Below are 23,033 nucleotides of genomic sequence, written 5' to 3'. Positions count from 1 at the left end.
AGTGAAGTGGCTAAACACGGCAGACTGTAAATCTGCTCTCTCCGAGTTCGGTGGTTCGAATCCATCAGCCTCCATTTCCCTAAGAGCCATTAGCTCAGTTGGTAGAGCACCTGACTTTTAATCAGGGTGTCGTAGGTTCGAGTCCTACATGGCTCACTTTTATAAGTAAACACATAAGGCCGCAAGGGTCTTTTTTTGTTTTTATAATACCGATTACTTTTAACTGCTCTTAATACAAAGAAGCATCCCTGGCGAGGGATGCTTCTTTTATTTCAACTTTTCAGCAACCGACTGCATTTTTTGAGACATGGAGGCCGCTTTATCACGGCGATCGTCGATTTTAATGGAGGTGGATACACGCTGTGCGCCATTCGTGAAAGGAACCTCATGTACAGCGCGAATTACCTCTAGAATTCGATCTAAGGAGCCTTCCAGAATAGTTCCCATGGGTGTCATTTCGAAGGTAATATCCGCGTGTTTTTCTAGTTCTTTGTGAAGATCAGCCACGTATCCGCTAAGACTTGTTGTAGCTGTCCCGATTGGGATAATCGTGAATTCTGCAATAGCCATGTATGTTGATGCGCTCCTTTCGTCTTACCTGCTATGTTCTATTGTAGATGTTGGAATATAGGAGATGCAACTAAACGATAGAGCACCGCTGCCTCAAATGCTTGCAAGTTCAATAATATAATCTGCAGTCCTTGCAGCAAGGGCCATAACCGTGTTGGTCGGATTGCAGCCGCTGGAGGTCACGAAGAGACTTGCATCGCAAATGAAAAGGTTCGGTATATCATGGCTTTGGCCGAACGTGTTGACGACGGATGTAGCCGGGTTATTTCCCATGCGGCATCCGCCCATGAAATGCTGCGTATCCGGTACAATGAAGGCAATTTCGCCTCCAGCTGCTTTGAGGATCAGCTGCATGTTGTCTACGGCGTGATCAATGAGTTTGCAATCATTATCTCCGTAATTAAAGGTGACAGCGGCACGTGGCATGCCGTAGTCATCTTTTTCGTCAGATAAGGAGATATGGTTGTCCCATTGAGGAAGAACCTCCCCAACCATCGTGAGCCGTCCGTAGTGATTGTAGTTAAGCATAGCTTGTCTTAGCCCTGATCCCCAAAGAGGATCTTGTGTCGATTTGCTGATCCCTTCGGCCATATCTATAGGTCTGGAACCATGAGAATGAATCGTATAGCCGCGAGCATAACCACGCCGAGGATCCGTCTCATAGAAATCCTGAGTAGATGCTAGCACTGGAGTGCCTTTGTATAAACGAACCTCTTGCTCAAATTTGGCATACACATCGTTGCTGCTATGCGTCATAATTGCACGGCCTACCCATCCGCTAGAATTAGCTAGACCGTCTGGAAATTGCGGCGACGCGGAATGAAGCAGCAGACGAGGCGTTTCGACGGCATGTGCGCATAAAATAACCGTTTTGGCACGCTGCCGGTACTCCGTTCCCTGATGGACGAAGAGCACACCGCTGGCATGACCGTTTGCGTCAACTTCAATCTGAGTGACCATGCAATCGGGAAGAACCTCTGCCCCGGCTTTCACAGCTTTGGGGATGTGTACGGTCAAGGTGCTGAATTTGGCATTCGGCATGCAGCCCTGGATGCAGAAACCGCGGTTGATGCAGGGAGGACGACCATCAAAGGGAGCAGATAGAATGGCAAGCGGAGTAACAGCGGATTGAATGCCGAGTGCTTCACAGCCCTTTTGAAACAGATAGGCGTTGGGACTTAAAGGGTCTCGCTCCGGATAGGGATAAGGCCCCCGAAAGTTGCCCCATGGAAAGTGTTTAGGTCCGGAAACAGCAATTTCTTTTTCAATCCGATTATAGTAAGGTTCAAGATCTTTGTAATGAATGGGCCAGTCTTCTCCTACACCATCGATGGATTTGGTTTTGAAATCCGATTCATGAAACCGTAAGAAAACGCCCGTAAAGTTTTGCGTTCCCCCGCCGACTCCCCGTCCCGAGTTAGAGTAACCCATGCCTAGTGGAACTGTCCCGTCTACAAGCCGGGTATCTTCCCAACCCAACTGCCGCATGCTCAACTCGTCACTGGCAAAGTTCCTCTGAGGATCTCGCCAAGGTCCGGCATCCAATACAACGACACTGAGACCGGCTTCACTCAGTTCTTTGGCCAGAACGCCGCCAGCGGCGCCTGCTCCCACGATTAAGATATCAACCTCGTCTTGCTCGTATCTCCTTTTCATTGCTCCTTCACAGCCTCCCAGGGGTCAAGCTGGCCTGTTTCTGCGCGAACATAACCACGCGGATAGGCAGGACCGCCAAACCCGATCTCCGACCATACCAAAGGATGAGAATAATAAGCCTCGACACTAAGCTTCAGCAGTTTTTGAAACAAAGCTTTCTGCGGGACGCCGTCCCAATTTTCTGTCAGAGGGTAACTGCCGCTGCTGATTTGCAACATAATGTGTCGCTGTGACGTCTCATCCAGTTGAAAAAAAGGTTTGCTGCTGTCAATCCAGCCAGTTTCATCAATGGCTTTAAGCCCTTGACGTAAAAGCGTGCGCGAAGGGGGGACATTGATTTTTCGCTGCCCCTCGCCTTTGTCCTGTGTGAGAACCTCGTCGATATGACAGAGGACGTACTGAATGACTTCACCTCGATTATCATCCATAAGCAGCGAACACCAAGACCGCAATGTTTCTGCCTCTACCTGTGTGAGGAATTGATACATGGTTTCACGCTGTAAACGTGCATTTACGATAGCCCGAGTGTTGGCATCCCATTCCTTTTGCTCATCCATGACGTTATAAGTCGGATAATAGCTATAATTTGTCATCGTCAATCAACCTCCATAAATGGCAGTAAGGCCAAGAATACTTAAAAAAGAAAATAGTAGAGGCATCAGCACCGGCGGTCCTGTGAGAAAATTTCGTAAAGCAAAGCCGCCTACTCTTTTACTTACACCACTTAGATGAAAAGCAAAGCCGATTAATCCTTGAAGGACCCCAAGCCAAAAGATGAGATGCACAGCCGTATACCAACCATGGCGATTGACCAGCGTGCACAGAATGGAGACAAAACTGATAAGAAAAGACAGAATGACTGGACTCCACATTATTTTCTTATGAAAGTTTTGACGATAGTGCGATAAAGTCACTTGAATCCATAAGAGGAGATAGGCGACCCCGATCAAGAGTATAATGACTCGGTCCAAAGACCATTGCGTCCAAACCATATGTAGTACCTCCCTATAGGACGAATATCCCTTGTACAATTATTTCCAAAAAAACGAAGTTTATGAGCATGTTGTCCTTAATGAAGTACGGATGAAAGATTTGTTAGCATTACCAATCATGTGTGTGTAAGGAAACATTTTAGGAATGAAAGTCTTTTCATAGACATGGTAATCTTGTACTAGATTAAATGGACTTTTCCATATCTACTAACAAATACGTACTGGAGGATTTAAGATGATAAAGATTCTTGCAAGACGCACAGTTGGAATAACGGCAGCGGTAACGATTGCACTGTCAGCAACAACAGCTATTTCCGCATACGCCGCTAATGATGATATGGATGCAGTTTCACTAGCGAAGAAAATGGTAGGAGTCGACTATTCCAAAGGTAGCGAAACGCCTGGTGCGGGGTTTGATTCCTCGGGCTTGATTTATTATGTCTATCAAACGCTGGAATACTCGATTCCAAGAACGCTTGCGGATCAATTTAAATTGAATAAAAAGACAATCACGGATATGTCCAAAGCGGAACCAGGTGACGTCTTGTTCTTTGGCAGTGGTAAGAATCCATCTTTTGCTGGAATCTATGTCGGTCAAGGGAAAATGGTTATGTCTTCCCAAAGCAAAGACGAAGTCGTCACTCGTAGCGTAAATGACTATAAGAGCAGTTTCATTGGCGGGAAAAGTATTCTTTCCTCCAAGGATCGGTTGAAAGCTGAACTTATTTTGACCGCTCAGAAATACTTGGGTACACCTTACGTTTTTGGTGCGAAATATGGACAAACCAAAACGATGGATTGCTCGTCATTTGTGAAAACCGTATTTGCTGAGTACGACATCACGCTGCCGCGGGTATCTCGCGATCAAGCAAAAGAAGGTAAGTTTGTCAGCAAAAGCGATTTGCAGACCGGCGACTTAGTTTTCTTTACAACTGTGGATTCAGGTAAAAATATTGGACATGTCGGGATTTATGTAGGGGATGGCATGATGATCCATACGTATGGTGAAGGCGGCGTGAAATTCACCTCGATTAACAAAGAGTGGTGGGCGGATCATTATGTGACGGCACGTCGGGTTTTAAACTAGAAGAATAGCTACAATCAATGGAACCCTTATGCAGCCTAGTTGCAGAAGGGTTCTTTTCCATGAAACCTGCCAGATATGGTACAATAGGGAGATAGAGATAGAAGAAAGCTAGGACTAAGGAGAGACGCAGATGGATTGGGAGCGCATAAAAGAACGTTTGGAAGCGGTTTTACAGACACCTATGCACATTGGTTTGATCTCTGAAGCAGATTGGTTGCACTTATCCGAAGAACAAGCCGAACACCCGGCGAGCTTTTGTCGAAGTATTGAACGTGGGCAAGATGTGTTGTTTTATTTAGCTAAGGAACATAAGGATATACGCGTTTTACAGATAGCTGGAGCCAAGCTGACGGCATCTGAGCGCAAACTCGTTGAAATGACAGTTGAGTCCAAACAAACACAGGAAAAGAAACAACGTGGCATTTATCTGTCTGAAGATGAAAGAAGAGCTCATCAGTTAAGGGATTGGCTGCTACAGCAGATGGAACTCGGTTCGACTTATGCGGAGCTTCCAGATGCGCTTGCTTCACAATCCTCTCTGTATTCAACGAAAATTCCGCTGCTTTTATACGGGGATTACTCTCAAAGCCAGAGCGTTTCTTACGCGGAGCTAAAGAAGCTGCTGGAATCTTTCTTTGAATCGGAGATTATTCTGATTCCTCTCATGGATAAAGAATGGCTGATTCTAGCGCCGGAAGGTTTGCTAGCTAGCGGAAGCGAGGAGCGCGAGGGTGACGAAGAAGAAAGTGTAGAACAAATTCTAGATGCCCTGGGTTCAGGTTTATATGAAATGCTCGCGAATGAGTGGGTGGGAGAATGCCATCTAGCCATCGATTATCCGGTGAAACCCGCGAAATCGTTGTTTGCTACGATTCTCAAACTAAGGGAAACGATCATGCTGGGCCGCTCTTTCCACGTAGGCAGCTTCATTCATCTTCGTTGGGAGCTTCGTTTGGAAAAGCTGCTGCACCTTATTGAGGAAGAGGAGAAAGCGGAATTCCTGGAGCAGGTGCTGCGCGGCACCGACCATGCGTTGGACGCAGAGACGGTTACAACCCTTGAGCATTTCTTCACACTAGACTGCAATGTTAGTGAAACCGCGAAGAAGCTTTATATTCATAGGAACACGCTATTATATCGATTGGACAAGTTCAAAAATGAGACCGGACTGGATGTCCGAACGTTTAATCATGCGGTATTAGTGAGACTTGCACTATTATTGTACAAAGTAACGAAAAGAAAGTGATTTTTTTGTAGGTATTGTGCATAGTCAGTCCGGGCTTCGTGGGGTAAGATGAGTATAGTCAAAAGTTGATGAACAAGTAGTGTACATCGATAAACCGTAGGGGGAATGAACACATGGCAGGCGTACGTTTAAATCATATCGTTAAAAGATATTCTGGTGCAGAAGAATCTACAGTTAAAGATTTCCATCTTGAAATTGCAGATAAAGAGTTCGTCGTATTGGTTGGAGCTTCCGGTTGCGGAAAATCCACAACTCTTCGTATGATCGCAGGATTAGAGGAAATCACTGAGGGTGAACTTTACATCGGAGACCGCCTAGTTAATGATGTCGCTCCTAAAGACCGCGATATCGCGATGGTTTTCCAATCCTATGCCCTTTACCCGCATATGACTGTTTATCAAAACATGGCATTCGGTTTGAAACTTCGTAAATTCAAAAAAGCTGATATCGATGCTCGCGTTCGCGAAGCAGCGAAAATCTTGGATATCGTTCACTTGTTGGACCGCAAACCAAAAGCTCTTTCCGGTGGTCAACGCCAACGTGTTGCCTTGGGTCGTGCGATCGTTCGTGAGCCACAAGTATTCTTAATGGATGAGCCGCTTTCCAACTTGGATGCGAAACTTCGCGTACAAATGCGTGCGGAAATCACAAAATTAACAAAACGTCTTGGTGTTACGACAATCTACGTAACGCATGACCAAATCGAAGCAATGACAATGGGCGATCGCATCGTTGTTATGGATAAAGGTATCATTCAACAAGCAGCTACACCTGAAGAAATCTACAACTTCCCAGTGAATATCTTCGTTGCGGGCTTCATCGGATCCCCATCCATGAACTTCATGACAGGCACACTGTCGCAAGAAGGAAGCGGAATCTTCTTCAAAGCAGGTTCTGTTAACGTTGAAGTACCAGCTGGTAAAGCTCAAGTACTGAAAGACAAAGGATATGTTGGGAAAGAAGTGATTCTGGGAGTTCGTCCAGAAGACATTCACGAAGAGCCAGTATTCTTGGAAGCTTCCCCTAACACAGTATTCAACGTAAACGTTGAATTGACTGAGAACTTGGGTCACGAAATGTACTTGTACCTGAACGGTATCGGCGCTAACACAGTTATCGCACGTGTAGATGGCCGTTCCGGAATCAAAGAAGGCACAAACGTGAAATTAGCTTTGGATATGAACAAAGTTCATTTCTTCGATAAAGAATCCACTTTGTCCATCTTAGCGAAATAAGTTGGATCTGAAGGAACTGAAAGGCCAGCCCTAATCGGCTGGCTTTTTTGCTGTTTGGGGAGAAACAGGAAGTTTGCGAACACTTTAGTTGATTTCATTTTCGTATTCCTTTACGATGAAACTATTGGATAGAAATGAGTATGAGCAGATGAAGCAGGTTTTGCTCAGGCAAAACGCAGAGGAGATAGGACGATGGCCAAAAAGGTGAAGGTTTCCGAGTTAGTGGAACAACTCCATATGGAGGTTCTTGCAGGTGAATCTGGGCTCAAACGTGCGATAACAACCGGAGATTTGTACCGTCCGGGTCTCGAGATGGCGGGTTATTTCAATTATCATCCGAGAGAACGTATCCAAATGCTAGGGAAGACAGAAATCACCTTCATGGAGATGTTAACGACAGGTGTTCGCAGAAACCGGGTAGAGCAGCTATGCGCTCCGGAGGAAACACCTTGCATCATCGTGACACGGGGGCTGGATATTCCAACGGAGCTGTTGGAAGAAGCGACAAAACGTGATCTTCCCGTGCTTCGCAGTCAAATGTCGACAACCATTTTCGCAAGCCGATTAACAGGTTTTTTAGAAAATAAATTAGCGCCAAGCACGACGATTCATGGCGTTCTTGTCGATGTCTATGGGATCGGTATGCTGATTACAGGCAGCAGCGGGATCGGAAAAAGCGAAACAGCGCTTGAGCTTGTAAAACGAGGGCATCGCTTAATTGCTGATGATGCCGTTGAAATACGCCAAAACGGAGATAAAGTGCTGACAGGAAACGCGCCGGAATTGATCCGGCATTTGCTCGAAATCCGCGGAGTCGGTATTATCAATGTGATGACATTGTTCGGAGCTGGGGCGGTTCGTAATGTGAAGAAAATATCTGTCGTGGTCAAATTGGAGAATTGGCAGCAGGACAAGCAGTATGATCGGTTAGGCTTAGATGAGGAGCTCACACGCATTATTGACACCGATTTGCCGCTCGTAACGATTCCAGTACGACCAGGACGAAATTTAGCGGTTATCGTAGAAGTGGCAGCGATGAACTATCGTTTGAAGCGAATGGGATACAACGCGGCGCTGCAGTTTACGAATAAACTGACGGAATCGCTGAACGAAGATTATGAGGATTTTGATTGAGATCTGGCTAGAAAGATAGTTAACATCTGAAGGAGTGAAACTATGTTAGAAAGCGTTGCGTTCTCCCTTGGACCGATTCATGTCCGATGGTATGGCATTATTTTAGGTACAGCAGCATTAATCGGGCTACTATTGGCCATTCAAGAAGGAAAACGATTCAAGATTATTCCTGATTTTTTCATGGATTTGTTGCTGATTGGCGTGCCTTCTGCCATTGTTGGGGCAAGAATATATTATGTGGCCTTCCAGTGGTCGGATTATAAGAATAACTTGGCTGAAATTTTCATGATCTGGCACGGTGGGATCGCCATCTACGGGGCGTTAATCGGCGCCATTATCGGTGTGTATTTCTACGTTAGAGCAAAAGGCTACGGTTTCTTGCGGATTGCAGATATTTGCGCGCCAGGTTTAATCGTTGGCCAAGCGATTGGGCGTTGGGGCAATTTCATGAATCAGGAAGCACATGGGGGCCCTGTTTCGGAGTCATTCCTGCGCGACACGCTGCATTTGCCTAATTTTATTGTGAATCAAATGAACATTGAAGGCACGTTTTATCACCCGGCGTTTCTGTATGAATCTTTGTGGAACATTGTAGGATTGTGTGTGCTTCTATGGCTTCGCCGCAGACCATTCTTACGGGCTGGAGAGCTCTTCTTCGGTTACTTCATCTGGTACTCCATAGGAAGATTCTTCATTGAGGGCTTGCGCACGGATAGTTTGGATTTCACAGGTCCTGCATGGCTGGCTTCCTTTGTTAATGCACTTTGGTCTCCGATGAAAGTTGTCTTTGAGCCGGGTGTAATGACGTATGGCGGCAATGTGAGATTCTCGCAGCTGTTAGCGCTTTTGCTTGTCGTAGGAATGGCCATTTTAATTATCGTTAGAAGGAAAAAAGGGTATGCCACTGTTCGTTACGCGGACCCGATTGTTTCCTCAAAAATAGTAGATAAAAATAGCGTAGTGCAAGATCAAGAGCAGCGAGATAAAGGAGCAGATTATGATTCAAACCGTACTGTTTGACCTGGATGGCACCATTGTGGATACTAATGAACTGATTGTGCAATCCTTTTTGCATAGTTTGGAAGGCGAGACGCCAGAACCCGTAGGCCGGGAGTTAATCATTCCGAATATGGGGCGGCCGCTTGTCGAGCAAATGGAGTTTTTTACAGGAAGAAAAGAAGTGGAAGAGCTAATCAAGAAATATCGAACATTCAACCTGTCCAAACATGATGAGCTTGTTAGAGAGTTCCCTAACGTGAGAGCGGTTATGAAGAAATTGCATGAGAATGGGATCAAGATCGGCATTGTAACAAGCAAAATCAGACAAACCACGCTAATGGGCCTGAAATTGTGCGGACTAGACGAGTTCGTGAGCACGATCGTAACAGTAGAAGATGTGAAGGAAGCGAAACCGCACCCGGAAGGCATTCTCGCTGCACTTAAGGTGCTGGGAGGAACGCCGGATAAAGCCGTGATGGTGGGAGACAGCCATTATGACATTGAAGCCGCGAAAAATGCGGGTGTCATATCAGTTGGCGTGACATGGTCATGGAAAGGCCGCTCTTACTTGGAGGAATATAGTCCGGATCACCTGATTGACGATATGTTCGATCTGCTGCCTATCGTGGGTCTCGCGTCGGATGTGGATGCTCATTGAGAAAAACGGACAGGTACCCGGTAGAGGGTCCTAATGCTTTGTGGCAAATCTATCATACCGTCAGCAAATGGAAGGCGATTCGCAATTTCGTATTCATCCAGATTACGCGATATTCGCCTTCGCTGCGGATGAAAAACTGGATCTATCGGCATATCCTTGGGATGACGGTAGGGGAACACACAGCATTTGCCTTGATGGTCATGGTGGATGTGTTTTTTCCAGAGAAGATACATATTGGCAATAATACGATTATTGGCTATAACACGACGATATTGGCTCATGAATATTTGACTAAGGAATATAGGCTTGGCGATGTTCATATTGGGTCCCATGTGATGGTGGGGGCGAATACGACGATTCTACCAGGTGTAACGATTGGGGACTACGCAATCATTGGCGCAGGTTCGGTCGTGCACAAAGATGTAGCCCCGCATAGTTTTGTCGCAGGAAATCCGTTGCAAACCATACGTTAATTTCAAATTGAGAAATAAGAGTTGTGAGCTATTGAGCTGTACAGCTCTTTTTCTTTGCCAACGTAAAGAACTTGTAAATGTAGGGAACTAGTGAAAGAGGCAATTGACGGTCCTAGGGTTACGTGATAAAATAGCCGTACATTCTTTATTTTGGTAGTATGGTAGCACGTTAACGCGATAAAGTAACGAGAAAGAAAAATAGAACTGAATTTATAGATGTTGAGGTGAGACGGTGTCAAAGCCAAAAGTATTTGAAAAGCCGTTAGGGGTCAAGGATTACTTGCCCGAAGCGGTCACGAAGCTGCGCAACATAGAATACCGTGTACTGGCTTGTATGGAACGCTGGGGATATAACCAAATCCTAACGCCTACACTTGAATATTACGATACCGTTGGGGTGGCAAGCTCCACGGAAGATAAGAAGCTTTTTAAACTGTTAGATCGCAAAGGTCAAACGCTGGTATTGCGTTCTGAACTGACAGCTCCTATTGCACGTGTAGCTTCATCTCTATTGAAGGAACATGCGTTCCCATTGCGTTTATCCTATCATTCGAACGTGTTTCGCGCGATAGAGGAGGAAGCAGGACGGGATTCCGAGTTTTACCAAACAGGTGTTGAACTCATCGGGGATGCTTCGTCAGAGGCTGACGCCGAGGTTGTGGCCTTGGCGGTTGCTTCGCTGCAAGCGGCTGGGGTTGGAACATTCAAAATTGCGCTCGGCCATGTAGGTTTCTTGAATGGATTGTTCCAGGAAACACTGGAAGGCCGCAGTGATGCTCAGCTGAGCTTGAAGGAACATTTGCTCGCTCGTGATTATGTCGGATATCGTGAAGCCATCAAGTCACTTGCCCTTACGCCAGAGGTGGAGCGGGAGCTAATCGGCGTGTTAAGGCTTAGAGGCGGAGATGAAATTTGCGAGCAAGCTCGGATGGTCTCTCAGCACCCTATCGCGCAGGATGCGATTCGACACCTATGTGAAGTGTGGGATGTTCTGAAAGCTTATGGTGTAAGCGAACACGTTGTTATCGATTTAACGATGATTGGAGATTTCTCCTACTATACAGGCATGACATTTGAAGGATATGCAGCAGACCTTGGCTTCCCTGTGTGCAGCGGTGGCAGATACGATAATCTGCTGAGCCAGTTCGGGCGGCCTGCGCCTGCGACGGGTTTTGCGCTGAAGACGAACCGCATTCTGGAAGTGAACGGCGGAGAAGCTGTAGCGACACCTAAGCGCGTGTTGATTGCTTACGATGCTGAGCATCGTGAAGAAGCGCTCCAACTAGCCAAAGCTAAGCGGGGCAGCGAGGAGACGGCTGTGGTAATTACGCAGCTGGTGGACGATCCAGCAGCTTGGTCGAAGGCACGACTTGCGAAAGAAGACGGTACTTATGAGGTGCGTGGCATCGCATATCAGGAAGTCATAGCGCTGTTAGCGCAATAAGGCAAACAAAAAGCAGGAAGGAGAGCGCAGATTAAGCGTTTTTCCTCCGGCGATCGGAAGGTAGGTTGGAACGGTGGATGAAATACTTAAAGTAGCGATGCCGAAAGGCCGTATTTATAAACAGGCAGCGAAGCTTTTTCATAAAGCGGGGCTGCCGATTCCGGAGGATTTGGAAGAAGGACGCCGGTTAATTATTCCCGTACATGAAGCGAAAATGGAATTCATTTTGGCTAAACCTGTGGATGTCCCGACCTATGTCGAATATGGGGTAGCGGATATCGGGGTTGTCGGCAAGGATGTGTTAATGGAGGAAAACCGTAACGTTTACGAGCTGCTGGATCTGGGGATTGCACGCTGCCGCATGTCGGTGATCGGGCTGCCGGATTGGAAGCAAGTCATCAATCCAAGAGTGGCGACGAAGTATCCGAACGTGGCATCACAATATTTCCGCGAGCAAGGGCAGCAGGTAGAGGTCATTAAGTTGAACGGCTCCATCGAGCTGGCGCCGCTCATCGGTCTTGCTGACCGTATTGTGGACATGGTGGAGACGGGACAGACGCTCAAAGAGAACGGACTCGTGGAGCAAGAAGAGATTTTTCAAATTACGAGCCGCTTAATTGCGAATCGGGTTAGCTACCGCATGAAGAACGAATCCATTCAGCGGTTGTGTGATATGCTGCAGGCGGTACTTCCTGCGCTGACGAAGATTTAGAAAGAAAGGGAGATAGCTATGCGGATACTACCCGCCTCGGAATTTGAATTGAAACGCGAGGTCGAATACGGTTCACCGGAGCAAAATGAAACCGTCCGCCGCATCATCGATGAGGTGCGTCAGGACGGCGACGCCGCGCTGCGGCGCATGGCGCGCGAGTTTGACCGCGTCGAAGTCGCTGAGCTGCGTGTCAGCGACGAAGAGATCCAGGCGGCGTACGCACAGGTCGACGCCGAGTTCTTGGCGGCGCTGCGTCAAGCGGCCGCTAATATTCGTGCGTTTCATGAGAAGCAGAAACGCACGTCATGGATGGACCTGCAGCCGGACGGCAGCCTGCTGGGCCAAATCATCCGACCGCTGAAGCGGGTCGGCTTGTATGTACCCGGAGGGAAGGCGGCGTACCCGTCCTCCGTGCTGATGAATGCCATCCCCGCGATCGTGGCGGGGGTGCCGGAAATTGCGATGGTGACGCCTCCGGCCACCGCTGGGGAAGAGGGCATCAACCCGCATATCCTCGTGGCCGCAGCCGAAGCGGGTGTGAAAGAGATCTACCGCGCCGGCGGGGCGCAGGCAGTAGCCGCGCTGGCCTACGGCACGGAATCGATCCAGCCGGTCGATAAAATCGTCGGCCCCGGCAACATCTACGTCGCGCTGGCGAAGCGCTTCGTGTTCGGCGTCGTCGATATCGACATGATCGCCGGGCCAACGGACATCGTCGTGCTGGCGGATGAGCACGCCGATCCTGAATACGTGGCGGCGGATTTGCTGGCGCAAGCCGAGCATGATGAGATGTCACCGGCCATTCTGGTGACACCGTCGCAGGAGCTAGCCGAATCGGTTCGGCTAGAGCTATGGCGGCAGCTGGACGTGCTGCCGAAGAAAGCGATCGCTGCCGTTTCCACGGCGACCAGAGGAGCCATTCTCCTCGTGGACAGCTTGGACGAGGGCGTTGACGTTGTCAACCGTTTGGCGCCAGAGCATTGCGAGCTGTTGGTGCAGGAGCCTTTTAACCTGCTACCGCGCATTGAGAATGCTGGTGCTATCTTCTTGGGCGCGTACAGCACAGAGCCTGTCGGCGATTATTTCGCCGGGCCGAACCACGTGCTGCCGACGAACGGTACAGCCCGTTTCTCATCCCCGTTGAATGTGGATGATTTTCTGAAAAAATCAAGCGTTATTCACTATAGCAAGGAAGCGCTCATCGCGAACGGCGATATGATTATGACTTTGGCCCGCAATGAGGGGCTGGAAGGTCATGCAAGAGCGGTGGAAGTACGACTCAAGAAGGAAGGGAAGTTGAAATAAATGGCTGAACAGGATAATGGGAAGGGCCGCTCGGCAAGTGTAGCCCGCAAAACGAATGAAACGGATATCAAACTATCGTTCCAAGTGGATGGGACAGGGATCTCGGAAATTCAAACGGACGTTCCTTTCTTGAATCATATGTTGGATTTGTTCACGAAGCATGGACATTTCGATCTGAACGTTGACGCTAAAGGCGATATCGAAATCGACGATCATCACACGGTCGAGGATATCGGGATTTGCTTAGGCCAAACGTTACGAGAAGCGTTAGGTGATAAAAGAGGGATCAAACGTTATGCAAGCGTATTTGTCCCTATGGATGAGGCGCTCGCGCAGGTCGTTATTGATATCAGCAACCGACCGCATTTTGAGTATCGCGCTCAGTATCCTACGGCCAACGTGGGCAGCTTTGAAACGCAGCTTGTTCATGAGTTTCTATGGAAGCTGGCGCTGGAAGCTCGCATCACGCTTCATGTCATCGTACATTACGGGCACAACACTCACCACATGATTGAAGCGGTGTTTAAAGCGCTAGGTCGCGCAATCGATGAAGCGACAACGATTGATCCTCGCGTTCAGGGGGTTCCTTCGACGAAGGGAGTGCTGTAGAATGATCGTGATTATCGATTATGGCATGGGGAATTTACATAGCGTCAGCAAAGCCGTTGAGCGGCTTGGTTATGAAGCTGTGGTTACAGGTGATACGGAACGGATTCTTGCTGCTGAGGGAGCGATTCTGCCAGGAGTAGGAGCGTTCGGCGATGCGATGGAGCAACTTCGCGAGTCCGGTCTGGGCGACGTGGTGAAACGGTATGCGGAGTCCGGCAAGCCGCTGCTCGGCATTTGCCTTGGCATGCAGCTGCTGTTCGCTTCCAGCGAGGAGCATGGGGATCACGAAGGGCTGGGTCTTCTGCCCGGTTCGGTTGTGCGCTTTCGCGGCGACTATAAGGTGCCGCATATGGGTTGGAACAAGCTGAGCTACAAGCAAAGCGCGAGTCCGATTTTCCAAGGGATTGAAGAAGGACACGTGTACTTTGTGCACTCTTATCACGCGAAGCCGGAGCGCGAAAGCGACCTACTGGCAGTGACGGACTATTATCAGCCGGTGACGGCGATTGTGGGTAGAGACAACGTGTACGGCATGCAGTTCCACCCCGAGAAGAGCGGAGATATCGGCATGCAGCTATTGAAAAATTTTCTGGCGATGTGCAAGTAGGCGGATAGGTTTTCTTTCTTTCTGCTAAGTCAAGAAGGAGGTGCCATCATGTTAGCCAAAAGAATTATTCCTTGCCTCGACGTCAAGGATGGCCGGGTGGTCAAAGGCGTAAATTTTGTGAATTTACGTGATGCGGGCGATCCCGTGGAGCTAGCAGCGATTTATGATAAAGAAGGAGCGGATGAGCTCGTTTTCCTCGACATTTCGGCTTCCGTCGAAGGAAGAGCAACGATGGTGGAGGTTGTCCGGCAAACGGCGGGGGAAATCACGATTCCTTTCACGGTTGGAGGAGGCATCTCCAGCGTAGATGATATGAAACGCCTGCTTCGGGCAGGAGCGGATAAAATCGGGATCAACACGGCGGCGGTTCGCAATCCTCAGCTAGTGTCCGATGGAGCGCGCAAATTCGGCTCCCAGTGTATCGTCGTGGCGATTGATGCGAAGTTCAACGCGGAGTGGGGCGAGTGGGAAGTGTTCACACACGGCGGCCGCAATGCTACTGGCATTAAGACGCTGGAGTGGGCGAAGCGCATGGAAGAGCTTGGCGCCGGCGAAATCCTGCTGACGAGCATGGATGCGGACGGTACGAAGGACGGGTTCGACTTGAAGCTGACACGCGCTGTTTCCGAGCTGCTCACCGTTCCTGTCATTGCTTCCGGCGGAGCGGGCAGAACGGAACATTTCTACGACGTATTCACCGAAGGCAAAGCCGATGCAGGGCTCGCTGCTACAATTTTTCACTATAAAGAGCTATCGATTCAAGGGGTCAAAGCTGACCTGAAAGGTAAAGGGGTTGAAATTCGATGACATTTTCACTGGAACAGATTAAATATGATGCACACGGACTGGTACCTGCCATTGTACAGGATGCCGTCAGCAAAGAGGTTCTTATGCTGGCCTATATGAACAGCGAATCTTTGCAACGTACGATTCAAACCGGAGACACTTGGTTCTGGAGCCGCTCCCGTGAGGAGCTTTGGAACAAAGGCGCTACTTCGGGTCATACGCAAAAAGTGAAGGCTCTGCGCTATGACTGCGATGCGGATACGCTGCTAGTGCTCGTAGAGCAAGTAGGACCGGCTTGCCACAACGGCACTTACACTTGCTTCACGGAAAGCATTCCGGTCGAAGGGACGGCGCAAGAAGGAACGGAGCCTGCGGTATCCGGAGATCGATTTGCCATCCTTGGCGAGCTGGAAGCCGTTATTGCTTCACGTGATGCTGAGCGTCCGGAAGGCGCTTATACGACCTACCTTTTCGAAAAAGGCGTTGATAAGATCCTCAAAAAAGTAGGCGAAGAAACGGCGGAAGTCATTATTGCAGCCAAAAATAAAGACAACGACGAGCTTCGCTATGAAGCTAGCGATCTCATTTTTCACTTAATGGTTCTTTTACGTAATAATAAACTGCCATTGGATGATATTATGAAAGAGCTTGCGAATCGGCATGTTAAAAAATAAATAAGACGACCTGGAGTGATATCACGATGTTGATTGATTATCATACACATCATGTGCGCTGCGGTCACGCCTCTGGGGAACTAGAGGAATACGTCAAACGCGGCATCGAGATCGGGCTCACGCAATTAGGGCTGTCTGATCATATGCCGCTTTTGCATGTGGATCCGCAGACCTATTGGCCAGAGATGGCTATGCCAATGGAGGAACTGCCTCGCTATGTCGAGGAGTGCCTGCATCTGAAAGAGAAGTACAAGGATCTAATTGATATTCGTGTCGGTCTCGAAGGCGATTATATTGAAGGTTATGAGTCAGAAATAGCGGCCATTATTAAAGCGTATCCATGGGATTACGTGATTGGCTCCGTCCATTTTTTAGGCGAGTGGGATATTTCTGATTTTCGTCAGATCGCTGGTTGGGAAGGTAAGGATATTTATGAGGTTTATACCCAATACTACGAGGCAGTGAAGAAAGCAGCCCGTACAGGACTGTATGATTACCTGGGTCATCTCGATATGATCAAGCGGTTTGGTTATGTGCCGGATCGCGATACATGGGAGTTGGAGAAAGCCGCGCTGGACACGGTGAAGGAGTGTGGGCTTGCGATTGAGTTGAATGCATCCGGGCTGCGTCATCCTTGCAAAGAGATGTTTCCTAGCCGCCGCATGCTGGAATATTGCCATAAGGTGGGAATCCCGGTGACGCTTGGATCGGATGCTCATCAGCCGGAGCGGTTAGGCCAATATTTGGATGAAGCAAGATCGCTGCTCAAAATGATTGGATTTAACGAAATAGCCACATTTCATGCACGAAATCGACAACTTGTGACTTTTTAAATTCGACACCTTTCATGTATAATGAGTAGGGCGTGAACAATCTATTTAATGAACCTTCGGAGGTAACCATTAACCATGCATAGCGACAATGTTAAAATTTTTTCCGGATCTTCGAATCCGAAGCTTGCGGAACGTATTTGTAAAGAGCTCGGCCAGCCGCTTGGACAAATCAAATTATCCCGTTTTAAAAGCGGAGAAATCTACTGTCTCTACGAAGAAACGATTCGTAACTGTGACGTATTCCTGGTACAAACCTTCTCCCATCCGATTAATGAACATATGATGGAACTCTTGGTCATGATGGATGCGGCAAAAAGAGCTTCTGCAAAAACGATCAACCTTGTCATCCCATATTATGGTTACTCTCGTCAAGAACGCAAGGCTGCTCCGCGTGAGCCGATTTCTGCTAAATTAGTCGCTGACTTGTTCAGTGCGGCAGGCGCACACCGTGTTGTTACGATTGACCTGCATGCACCGGCGATTCAAGGCTTCTTCAATATTCCAGTTGACCATCTGACGGCACTTGACGTTATTAGTGATTGCATTAAAAAGAAAAATCTGCATAACCCGATCATCGTATCTCCAGATGCAGGCCGTGCAACAACGGCTGAGAAAATGGCGAACATCCTGGATGCACCTTTCGCGATGATGATCAAGAAACGACCGGAACACAATGAGTCCGTGATTACTCACGTCATTGGTGATGTTGTCGGCCGTACACCGATTATTATCGAGGATCTGATTGATACAGGAACGACGATTGTTAACGTTGTAGAAAGCTTGAAAGAAAGAGGCGCGCACGACGTTTACATCTGTGCAACGCATCCTGTTTTCTCAGGGCCAGCTCTGCAGCGCTTGGATCACCCGAACATCAAAGAAGTGATCATTACGGACTCCATCGCGATTCCGGAAGGACACTCCGATAAATTTAATGTGCTTTCCGTAGCTCCATTGTTATCCGATGCAATCCGCATTATTAATGATGGCGGTTCCTTGTCTTCCTTGTTTAAATACGGCGGCGTATAAGGAATTTGTGTAGACCAGATCTTACCTTCGGATAATGTTTTTGGCTTCCAAGCGATCTATGGTATAATTTGAGTTGTAATCAAATTGCCGGAGGTGTCTTGCTATGGAAAAGATTAAGCGTGTGTCCGATGCGCCAAAACCTAAAGTAATCTCAATAAATATGGATGCCGCATTCTTTTTCGAGAGAGCGGTTCAATCTTTGGATCGGTTTCATTATGATAAGGCATTGAAATATTTCCGGCGGGCTGCGGAGTATGAGCAGGATAACCCTGTGAATCACTGCAACCTCGCGGGAGTTCTCTCCGAAATGGGCAATTACGACGAGTCGAACCAAATTTTGCAGCATATCCTTGAAACGATCGATCCCGAGATGACGGAATGTCACTTTTATATGGCGAACAACTACGCCAATATGGAAAATTTCGAGCAGGCAGAACAAGCATTAGTTCGGTATTTAGAAACGGACCCAACAGGTCAGTTTATGGACGAATCCGAAGAAATGATGGAAATGCTGAGCTACGAGCTTGAACGGCCCGCCCCTCTCACTAGCATCAAGAGTCGAGAAGGGCTCTTCGAGCATGATAAAGCCCGCGCTCTTCTGGAAGAAGGGAAATTCGCCGAGGCCGTGAGGCAGCTGGAGAAGCTGGTGAAGAATCAGCCTGAATTCACGGCAGCACGGAACAACTTGGCCCTCGCCTATTATTATATGGGCCAATTCGATAAGGCGATGGAAACCATCCGCGCGGTGCTCGAAATTGATGCTGGGAATTTGCATGCCCTGTGTAACATGGCCATCTTCCATCAGCATTTCGGTAATAAGAAAGAGCTGGCGGAGTTAACGGAGCTCTTATGCAAAACGTATCCGTTTCAGCAGGATCATGTCTTTAAGCTTGCTACGACGATGGGGATTCTTTCTCAACATGAGAAAGCGTACCATCTGTTCAAGCGTCTGCTGAAAGCTGGTGACGGTGCAGCAGATCCCTGCTTGTACCACTATGCAGCGGTAGCGGCTTGTCATCTGGGGCGGTTCGATGAAGCCTATCGGTACTGGAAGCAAACACAGAAGCTGGATCCCGGCGCTGAGATCTCCAAGTTTTACTTGGATCAACTGCGTACAAGAGAGAAGGCAGAAGGTCCATTAACTTGGAGCTATCATTACCATCTACCCTTTGAAGAGCAATTCCGTGTGTTGGAGAAATCCTCGCAAGGCATTCCTGATCAGTTGAAGAAAGATCCGCTTGTGCGCTCCTCCTTCTTCTGGGCATTACGTCATGGAGATATCGAAACGAAGCTGCAGGTTATTCAAGCCTTTGGTCTGATTGCCGACGGTGAAGTGAGAGATGCGCTGCAGGACTTCATTCTGGATCGCCATGAAGATGACTATTTGAAGAAAGTAGCCATTTTTGTTCTTCGCAGCATGGGAATTAGGGAGTCCATTCCTGCTTTTCTTGAAAATGAAGAAATTATGGTGGAGGCTTCTCCCTACTCGCCGCACTTGCCTATTTGGGATGTCAAATGGCAAAGCGTCATGGAAACAGCGCTTTCCCACATGCATAAGCGCTACGATATGGTGCAACAGTATGATTTAGAAATCCTGTGGGTGGAATTTCTGACGAAGATGTATCCGTCTGTGCCCAAAATTCAGAAATCGGAAGGCTGGGCAGCGGCGTTAGAATATTTGATTGCCAAGATGCATCGCCGCGCAATTTCGTATCAAGAGGTCTCTGCGCGTTATGGCGTGACGGTCTCAACAGTCAGCCGCAATGTGAAACTGATTGATGATACTTGCGGCCTACGCGAGAAGATGGAAGCTATTTTCGACAAATTTACGAGCATTTGATAGCTGGGTTTTTGCCGTGTCGTGAGACCCGGCTTTCATACATAGATGTATGCATACTAAAGATAGCTTTCTTGGTGGAAAGCAACTAGGAGGGAAACCAAATGTACAAATCAGTCGTCGTAGGAACAGGACCATCCGGTCTAACAGCAGCCATTTATCTAGCTCGTGCTAACCTTAGCCCACTTGTTATTGAGGGTCCGGAGCCAGGCGGGCAATTGACCACTACCACCGAGGTAGAGAATTTCCCAGGTTTCCCTGAAGGCATCATGGGTCCTGAATTAATGGAGAACATGCGCAAACAAGCGGAACGCTTTGGCGCTGAATTCAAAACAGGTTGGGTCAATTCCGTTGAACTAACCAATCGTCCATTCAAATTGCAAGTTGAAGGTCTGGGCGAGATTGAAACAGAAACATTGATCATTTCCACCGGCGCTTCCGCTAAATTGCTCGGGATCGGCAATGAGAAGGAAAATATCGGACGCGGCGTAAGTACTTGCGCAACGTGTGACGGCTTCTTTTTCCGCGGCAAAAAGATTATCGTCGTGGGCGGCGGAGACTCCGCTATGGAAGAGGCGAACTTCTTGACTCGCTTTGCTTCCGAGGTACGCTTGGTTCATCGTCGCGATGAGCTACGCGCTTCCAAAATCATGCAAGATCGCGCGCGCGGTAACGAGAAAGTGAAATGGGCGCTGAACAATACACCGCTTGAAGTTGTATCCGGCGAGAAGGGTGTTACAGGTCTGAAAGTGAAAAATAATACCACTGGCGAAGAAGAAATTATCGAAACAGATGGTATTTTCGTAGCGATCGGTCATACACCGAATACGAAGTTCCTAGGTGGACAAATTGATACCGATGAGCTTGGCTACATCATTGTGAAGCCAGGCACGATGGAAACGAATATTCCTGGCGTTTTCGCTTGCGGCGACGTACAAGATACCAAATATCGCCAAGCGATCACAGCAGCGGGAAGTGGCTGTGCAGCAGCCCTTGAAGCTGAGAAATTCCTTGAAGGCCATATCGTACACGATTGGAGTCAATCGCTGTAAGAGGGTACAGAAAACGTGGAAGGCTATGCTTTCCACGTTTTCTCATTTCATTGGGGAATAGTTGAATCTTGACCTGTATACAGGGTTGTCTTATAGTTTAAACAGGAGCATATGCCCGAAAATTTTAATGATTATTCATGAGGTGACCTTGCAAATGTCAAATCAGATTTATATCGGTGTAGATTTAGGCGGTACCAACATTAAAGTCGGTATCTGCGACGAGCAGGGGAAGCTGCTGCAAACGTTAGAAGGGCCTACAGGCGCAGAGAATGGCGCTGAGTCAGTCATTGGTCGAATTGCGGCGCAAGTGCGACAAATTGTCGAAGAATCCCCTTATGAGTGGGAGCAAGTTGCGGGTATCGGCGCGGGGTTAGCCGGATTCATGGATATTCCGGAAGGATTCGTCAAATTCTCTCCAAATTTGAATTGGCATAATGTCCCTGCCAAGAAAATGTTGGAAACGCTTCTGGGCAAAACCGTGAAAATCGACAACGATGCCAACGTGGCAGCGTTAGGCGAAGCATGGGCTGGAGCAGGTGCGGGGATTCCGAATGTAGTTTGCTATACGTTGGGAACAGGTGTTGGCGGCGGTATTATTATTAACGGTAAAATCTATCAAGGTTCTGCGGGTATGGCTGGCGAGCTTGGACACATGTCGGTTGTGCCGGATATCGAAGCGATTCAATGTGGATGCGGACAAATGGGTTGTTTGGAGACGGTATCCTCAGCAACAGGTATCGTTCGTATGGCCAAAGAAGCGGTTGAACGCGGAGAGCGTACTTCTCTTGCGCTTCATGAGAAAATTGAAGCGAAGCATGTCTTCGACGCTGCAAAAAGCGGAGACGAAGTGTCTCTTCGCATCGTGAACCGTGCTGCTTACTATCTTGGACGCTCTATGGCGGCACTCGCTGTCGTTGTTAACCCGAAACGTTTCATCATCGGCGGTGGCGTATCCAAAGCAGGCGAAATTCTGTTCCAACCAATCCGCGATACATTCAAGAAATACACACCGGAAGCGGCCGCTGAAGGCGTAGAGATTGTTGCCGCTACACTTGGTAATGACGCTGGTGTCGTAGGCGCTGCCGGTTTGAACTTGCGTTAGAATGCTAGACTGACAAGTACGGTTCGCATGGCTGATGGCAGGGACTTCGGCCTGCGAAAGCACTCCAAAGGAAGGTGTCATTCATGGAAGAGAACCACCCTTTAGCGAAACTGGTCATTATTACAGGAATGTCGGGTGCTGGAAAGACAATTGCGGTGCAGAGCCTCGAGGATCTCGGATTCTTCTGCGTCGATAATTTACCGCCTGTCCTTATTCCGAAATTCGCTGAGTTGATCGTACAGTCGATGGGGAAAATCGGCAAAGTCGCACTGGTGATTGATTTGCGGGGGCGTGAATTTTTCACTGCACTTCAGGAGTCGCTTCGATATATCCATGAGAATTACACGCTAAGTTATGAAATTCTTTTCTTAGATGCTACCGATGCGACACTTGTTCAACGCTACAAAGAGAGCCGACGCCGGCATCCGCTTGCGCCCGAAGGTGCACCACTCGAAGGCATTGGGCTTGAACGCAAGTTGCTGGAGGAGCTCAAAGGTCTGGCTACACAGGTTATTGACACCAGTACTTTGAAACCAGTGCAGCTCAAAGAAAGAATTATTTCCCGGTTTACCAATTTGGAAACCAACCGCATATCTATAAATGTAATCTCTTTCGGATTTAAGTATGGTGTACCCATTGATGCTGATTTAATCTTCGATGTTCGCTTCTTGCCGAATCCCCATTATGTGGAACAGCTTCGCCCGCAGACAGGTCAAGACCCCGATGTGTACGACTACGTGATGAAATGGACCGAGACGCAAGAGTTCCTGACAAAATTGCTTGATATGCTGAACTTCTTAATGCCTCAATACAAGAAAGAAGGCAAAAGCCAGGTGGTTGTGGGGATAGGCTGTACAGGAGGGAAACATCGTTCCGTAGCCATTACCGAATACCTGGGTAAGGTTCTGGGGAACAGTGAAACGGAAGCTGTGCGTTTGAGTCATCGAGATGCCGAGCGGGACCGGGTATAGGCGTCCTAACGATTAAGAGGGTGAA

24 protein-coding genes and 2 tRNA genes are annotated in these 23,033 nt (G+C 48.2%); 22 read left to right on the top strand and 4 right to left on the bottom strand.

What is annotated here, in order from left to right:
- Together AC3WTJ_RS31585 and AC3WTJ_RS31580 are read left to right on the top strand one after the other, a co-directional pair.
- A tRNA-Tyr gene (locus AC3WTJ_RS31585) sits at nt 1–74 on the top strand.
- A gap of 9 nt (nt 75–83) precedes the next feature.
- Nucleotides 84–156 (top strand) — tRNA-Lys (locus AC3WTJ_RS31580).
- Nucleotides 157–267: 111 nt separating this feature from the next.
- On the opposite strand, the gene AC3WTJ_RS31575 is transcribed toward AC3WTJ_RS31580, so the two are convergent.
- The 4 genes from AC3WTJ_RS31575 to AC3WTJ_RS31560 form a co-directional block, all read right to left on the bottom strand.
- Nucleotides 268–570 carry an MTH1187 family thiamine-binding protein gene (locus AC3WTJ_RS31575; protein WP_127458386.1) on the bottom strand — a complete coding sequence of 101 codons (303 nt, stop codon included), beginning with the start codon at nt 568–570 and terminating at the stop codon, nt 268–270.
- Between the two features lie 93 nt (nt 571–663).
- Nucleotides 664–2,226 carry a GMC family oxidoreductase gene (locus AC3WTJ_RS31570; RefSeq protein ID WP_492525051.1) on the bottom strand — a complete coding sequence of 521 codons (1,563 nt, stop codon included), beginning with the start codon at nt 2,224–2,226 and terminating at the stop codon, nt 664–666.
- Nucleotides 2,223–2,819 (bottom strand): gluconate 2-dehydrogenase subunit 3 family protein, encoded by a 597-nt coding sequence (locus AC3WTJ_RS31565; protein WP_492525050.1) that lies wholly within the window; start codon nt 2,817–2,819, stop codon nt 2,223–2,225. The genes AC3WTJ_RS31570 and AC3WTJ_RS31565 overlap by 4 nt, the downstream gene beginning before the upstream one ends.
- A gap of 6 nt (nt 2,820–2,825) precedes the next feature.
- A complete protein-coding gene (locus tag AC3WTJ_RS31560) occupies nt 2,826–3,218 on the bottom strand; it encodes a hypothetical protein (protein WP_492525049.1) in 393 nt (130 codons plus the stop codon).
- Nucleotides 3,219–3,453: 235 nt separating this feature from the next.
- Here AC3WTJ_RS31560 and AC3WTJ_RS31555 point away from each other — a divergent pair, with 235 nt between their 5' ends.
- The 20 genes from AC3WTJ_RS31555 to rapZ all read left to right on the top strand — a co-directional run bounded on the left by AC3WTJ_RS31555 (nt 3,454) and on the right by rapZ (nt 23,008).
- Nucleotides 3,454–4,305, top strand: coding sequence for a C40 family peptidase (locus AC3WTJ_RS31555; protein WP_492525048.1), 852 nt, complete (start codon nt 3,454–3,456; stop codon nt 4,303–4,305).
- A 130-nt stretch (nt 4,306–4,435) separates the two neighbouring features.
- A complete protein-coding gene (locus AC3WTJ_RS31550; RefSeq protein ID WP_315955110.1) occupies nt 4,436–5,551 on the top strand; it encodes a PucR family transcriptional regulator in 1,116 nt (371 codons plus the stop codon).
- Between the two features lie 113 nt (nt 5,552–5,664).
- Nucleotides 5,665–6,786: an ABC transporter ATP-binding protein gene (locus tag AC3WTJ_RS31545; protein ID WP_157323753.1), complete on the top strand. Its 1,122-nt coding sequence runs from the start codon at nt 5,665–5,667 to the stop codon at nt 6,784–6,786.
- Nucleotides 6,787–6,978: 192 nt separating this feature from the next.
- Nucleotides 6,979–7,920, top strand: coding sequence for an HPr(Ser) kinase/phosphatase (gene hprK / locus AC3WTJ_RS31540; protein ID WP_145668175.1), 942 nt, complete (start codon nt 6,979–6,981; stop codon nt 7,918–7,920).
- Nucleotides 7,921–7,962: 42 nt separating this feature from the next.
- Nucleotides 7,963–8,940: a prolipoprotein diacylglyceryl transferase gene (lgt, locus tag AC3WTJ_RS31535; RefSeq protein ID WP_407870208.1), complete on the top strand. Its 978-nt coding sequence runs from the start codon at nt 7,963–7,965 to the stop codon at nt 8,938–8,940.
- Nucleotides 8,918–9,577 carry a pyrophosphatase PpaX gene (gene ppaX / locus AC3WTJ_RS31530; protein WP_492525047.1) on the top strand — a complete coding sequence of 220 codons (660 nt, stop codon included), beginning with the start codon at nt 8,918–8,920 and terminating at the stop codon, nt 9,575–9,577. Before lgt ends, ppaX begins: the two co-directional genes overlap by 23 nt.
- A complete protein-coding gene (locus tag AC3WTJ_RS31525; RefSeq protein ID WP_127458376.1) occupies nt 9,574–10,050 on the top strand; it encodes an acyltransferase in 477 nt (158 codons plus the stop codon). Before ppaX ends, AC3WTJ_RS31525 begins: the two co-directional genes overlap by 4 nt.
- Nucleotides 10,051–10,282: 232 nt before the next feature.
- Complete coding sequence (locus AC3WTJ_RS31520) at nt 10,283–11,494, top strand: ATP phosphoribosyltransferase regulatory subunit (RefSeq protein WP_492525046.1); 1,212 nt, start codon at nt 10,283–10,285, stop codon at nt 11,492–11,494.
- Between the two features lie 73 nt (nt 11,495–11,567).
- On the top strand, nt 11,568–12,206 hold the full coding sequence (gene hisG / locus AC3WTJ_RS31515; protein WP_492525045.1) for an ATP phosphoribosyltransferase: 639 nt from the start codon (nt 11,568–11,570) through the stop codon (nt 12,204–12,206).
- A gap of 18 nt (nt 12,207–12,224) precedes the next feature.
- Nucleotides 12,225–13,511 carry a histidinol dehydrogenase gene (gene hisD, locus AC3WTJ_RS31510; RefSeq protein WP_492525044.1) on the top strand — a complete coding sequence of 429 codons (1,287 nt, stop codon included), beginning with the start codon at nt 12,225–12,227 and terminating at the stop codon, nt 13,509–13,511.
- A complete protein-coding gene (hisB, locus tag AC3WTJ_RS31505) occupies nt 13,512–14,120 on the top strand; it encodes an imidazoleglycerol-phosphate dehydratase HisB (RefSeq protein WP_492525043.1) in 609 nt (202 codons plus the stop codon).
- 1 nt (nt 14,121) lies between these two features.
- Nucleotides 14,122–14,727, top strand: a complete 606-nt coding sequence (gene hisH / locus AC3WTJ_RS31500) for an imidazole glycerol phosphate synthase subunit HisH (protein ID WP_492525042.1) — start codon at nt 14,122–14,124, stop codon at nt 14,725–14,727.
- Nucleotides 14,728–14,775: 48 nt separating this feature from the next.
- On the top strand, nt 14,776–15,534 hold the full coding sequence (gene hisF / locus AC3WTJ_RS31495) for an imidazole glycerol phosphate synthase subunit HisF (protein WP_492525041.1): 759 nt from the start codon (nt 14,776–14,778) through the stop codon (nt 15,532–15,534).
- Complete coding sequence (gene hisIE, locus AC3WTJ_RS31490; RefSeq protein WP_492525040.1) at nt 15,531–16,187, top strand: bifunctional phosphoribosyl-AMP cyclohydrolase/phosphoribosyl-ATP diphosphatase HisIE; 657 nt, start codon at nt 15,531–15,533, stop codon at nt 16,185–16,187. The genes hisF and hisIE overlap by 4 nt, the downstream gene beginning before the upstream one ends.
- A gap of 26 nt (nt 16,188–16,213) precedes the next feature.
- On the top strand, nt 16,214–17,020 hold the full coding sequence (gene hisJ / locus AC3WTJ_RS31485; protein WP_492525039.1) for a histidinol-phosphatase HisJ: 807 nt from the start codon (nt 16,214–16,216) through the stop codon (nt 17,018–17,020).
- Between the two features lie 75 nt (nt 17,021–17,095).
- Nucleotides 17,096–18,046, top strand: coding sequence for a ribose-phosphate diphosphokinase (locus AC3WTJ_RS31480; RefSeq protein ID WP_127458367.1), 951 nt, complete (start codon nt 17,096–17,098; stop codon nt 18,044–18,046).
- Nucleotides 18,047–18,149: 103 nt separating this feature from the next.
- The gene (locus AC3WTJ_RS31475; RefSeq protein WP_157323741.1) at nt 18,150–19,886 is read left to right on the top strand and encodes a tetratricopeptide repeat protein; all 1,737 of its coding nucleotides are present in this window, start codon (nt 18,150–18,152) and stop codon (nt 19,884–19,886) included.
- A gap of 101 nt (nt 19,887–19,987) precedes the next feature.
- Nucleotides 19,988–20,935 carry a thioredoxin-disulfide reductase gene (gene trxB / locus AC3WTJ_RS31470; RefSeq protein WP_492525038.1) on the top strand — a complete coding sequence of 316 codons (948 nt, stop codon included), beginning with the start codon at nt 19,988–19,990 and terminating at the stop codon, nt 20,933–20,935.
- Between the two features lie 154 nt (nt 20,936–21,089).
- Nucleotides 21,090–22,037 carry an ROK family glucokinase gene (locus tag AC3WTJ_RS31465; RefSeq protein ID WP_157323796.1) on the top strand — a complete coding sequence of 316 codons (948 nt, stop codon included), beginning with the start codon at nt 21,090–21,092 and terminating at the stop codon, nt 22,035–22,037.
- An 83-nt stretch (nt 22,038–22,120) separates the two neighbouring features.
- Nucleotides 22,121–23,008 carry an RNase adapter RapZ gene (rapZ, locus tag AC3WTJ_RS31460; protein WP_127458363.1) on the top strand — a complete coding sequence of 296 codons (888 nt, stop codon included), beginning with the start codon at nt 22,121–22,123 and terminating at the stop codon, nt 23,006–23,008.
- Nucleotides 23,009–23,033 lie beyond the last annotated feature (25 nt).

It is taken from the genome of Paenibacillus sp. FW101-FHT12H11 (genome assembly GCF_058790355.1).
The sequence above is the reverse complement of the archived record's forward strand: the minus strand, read 5'-3'. Positions and strand labels throughout refer to the sequence as shown.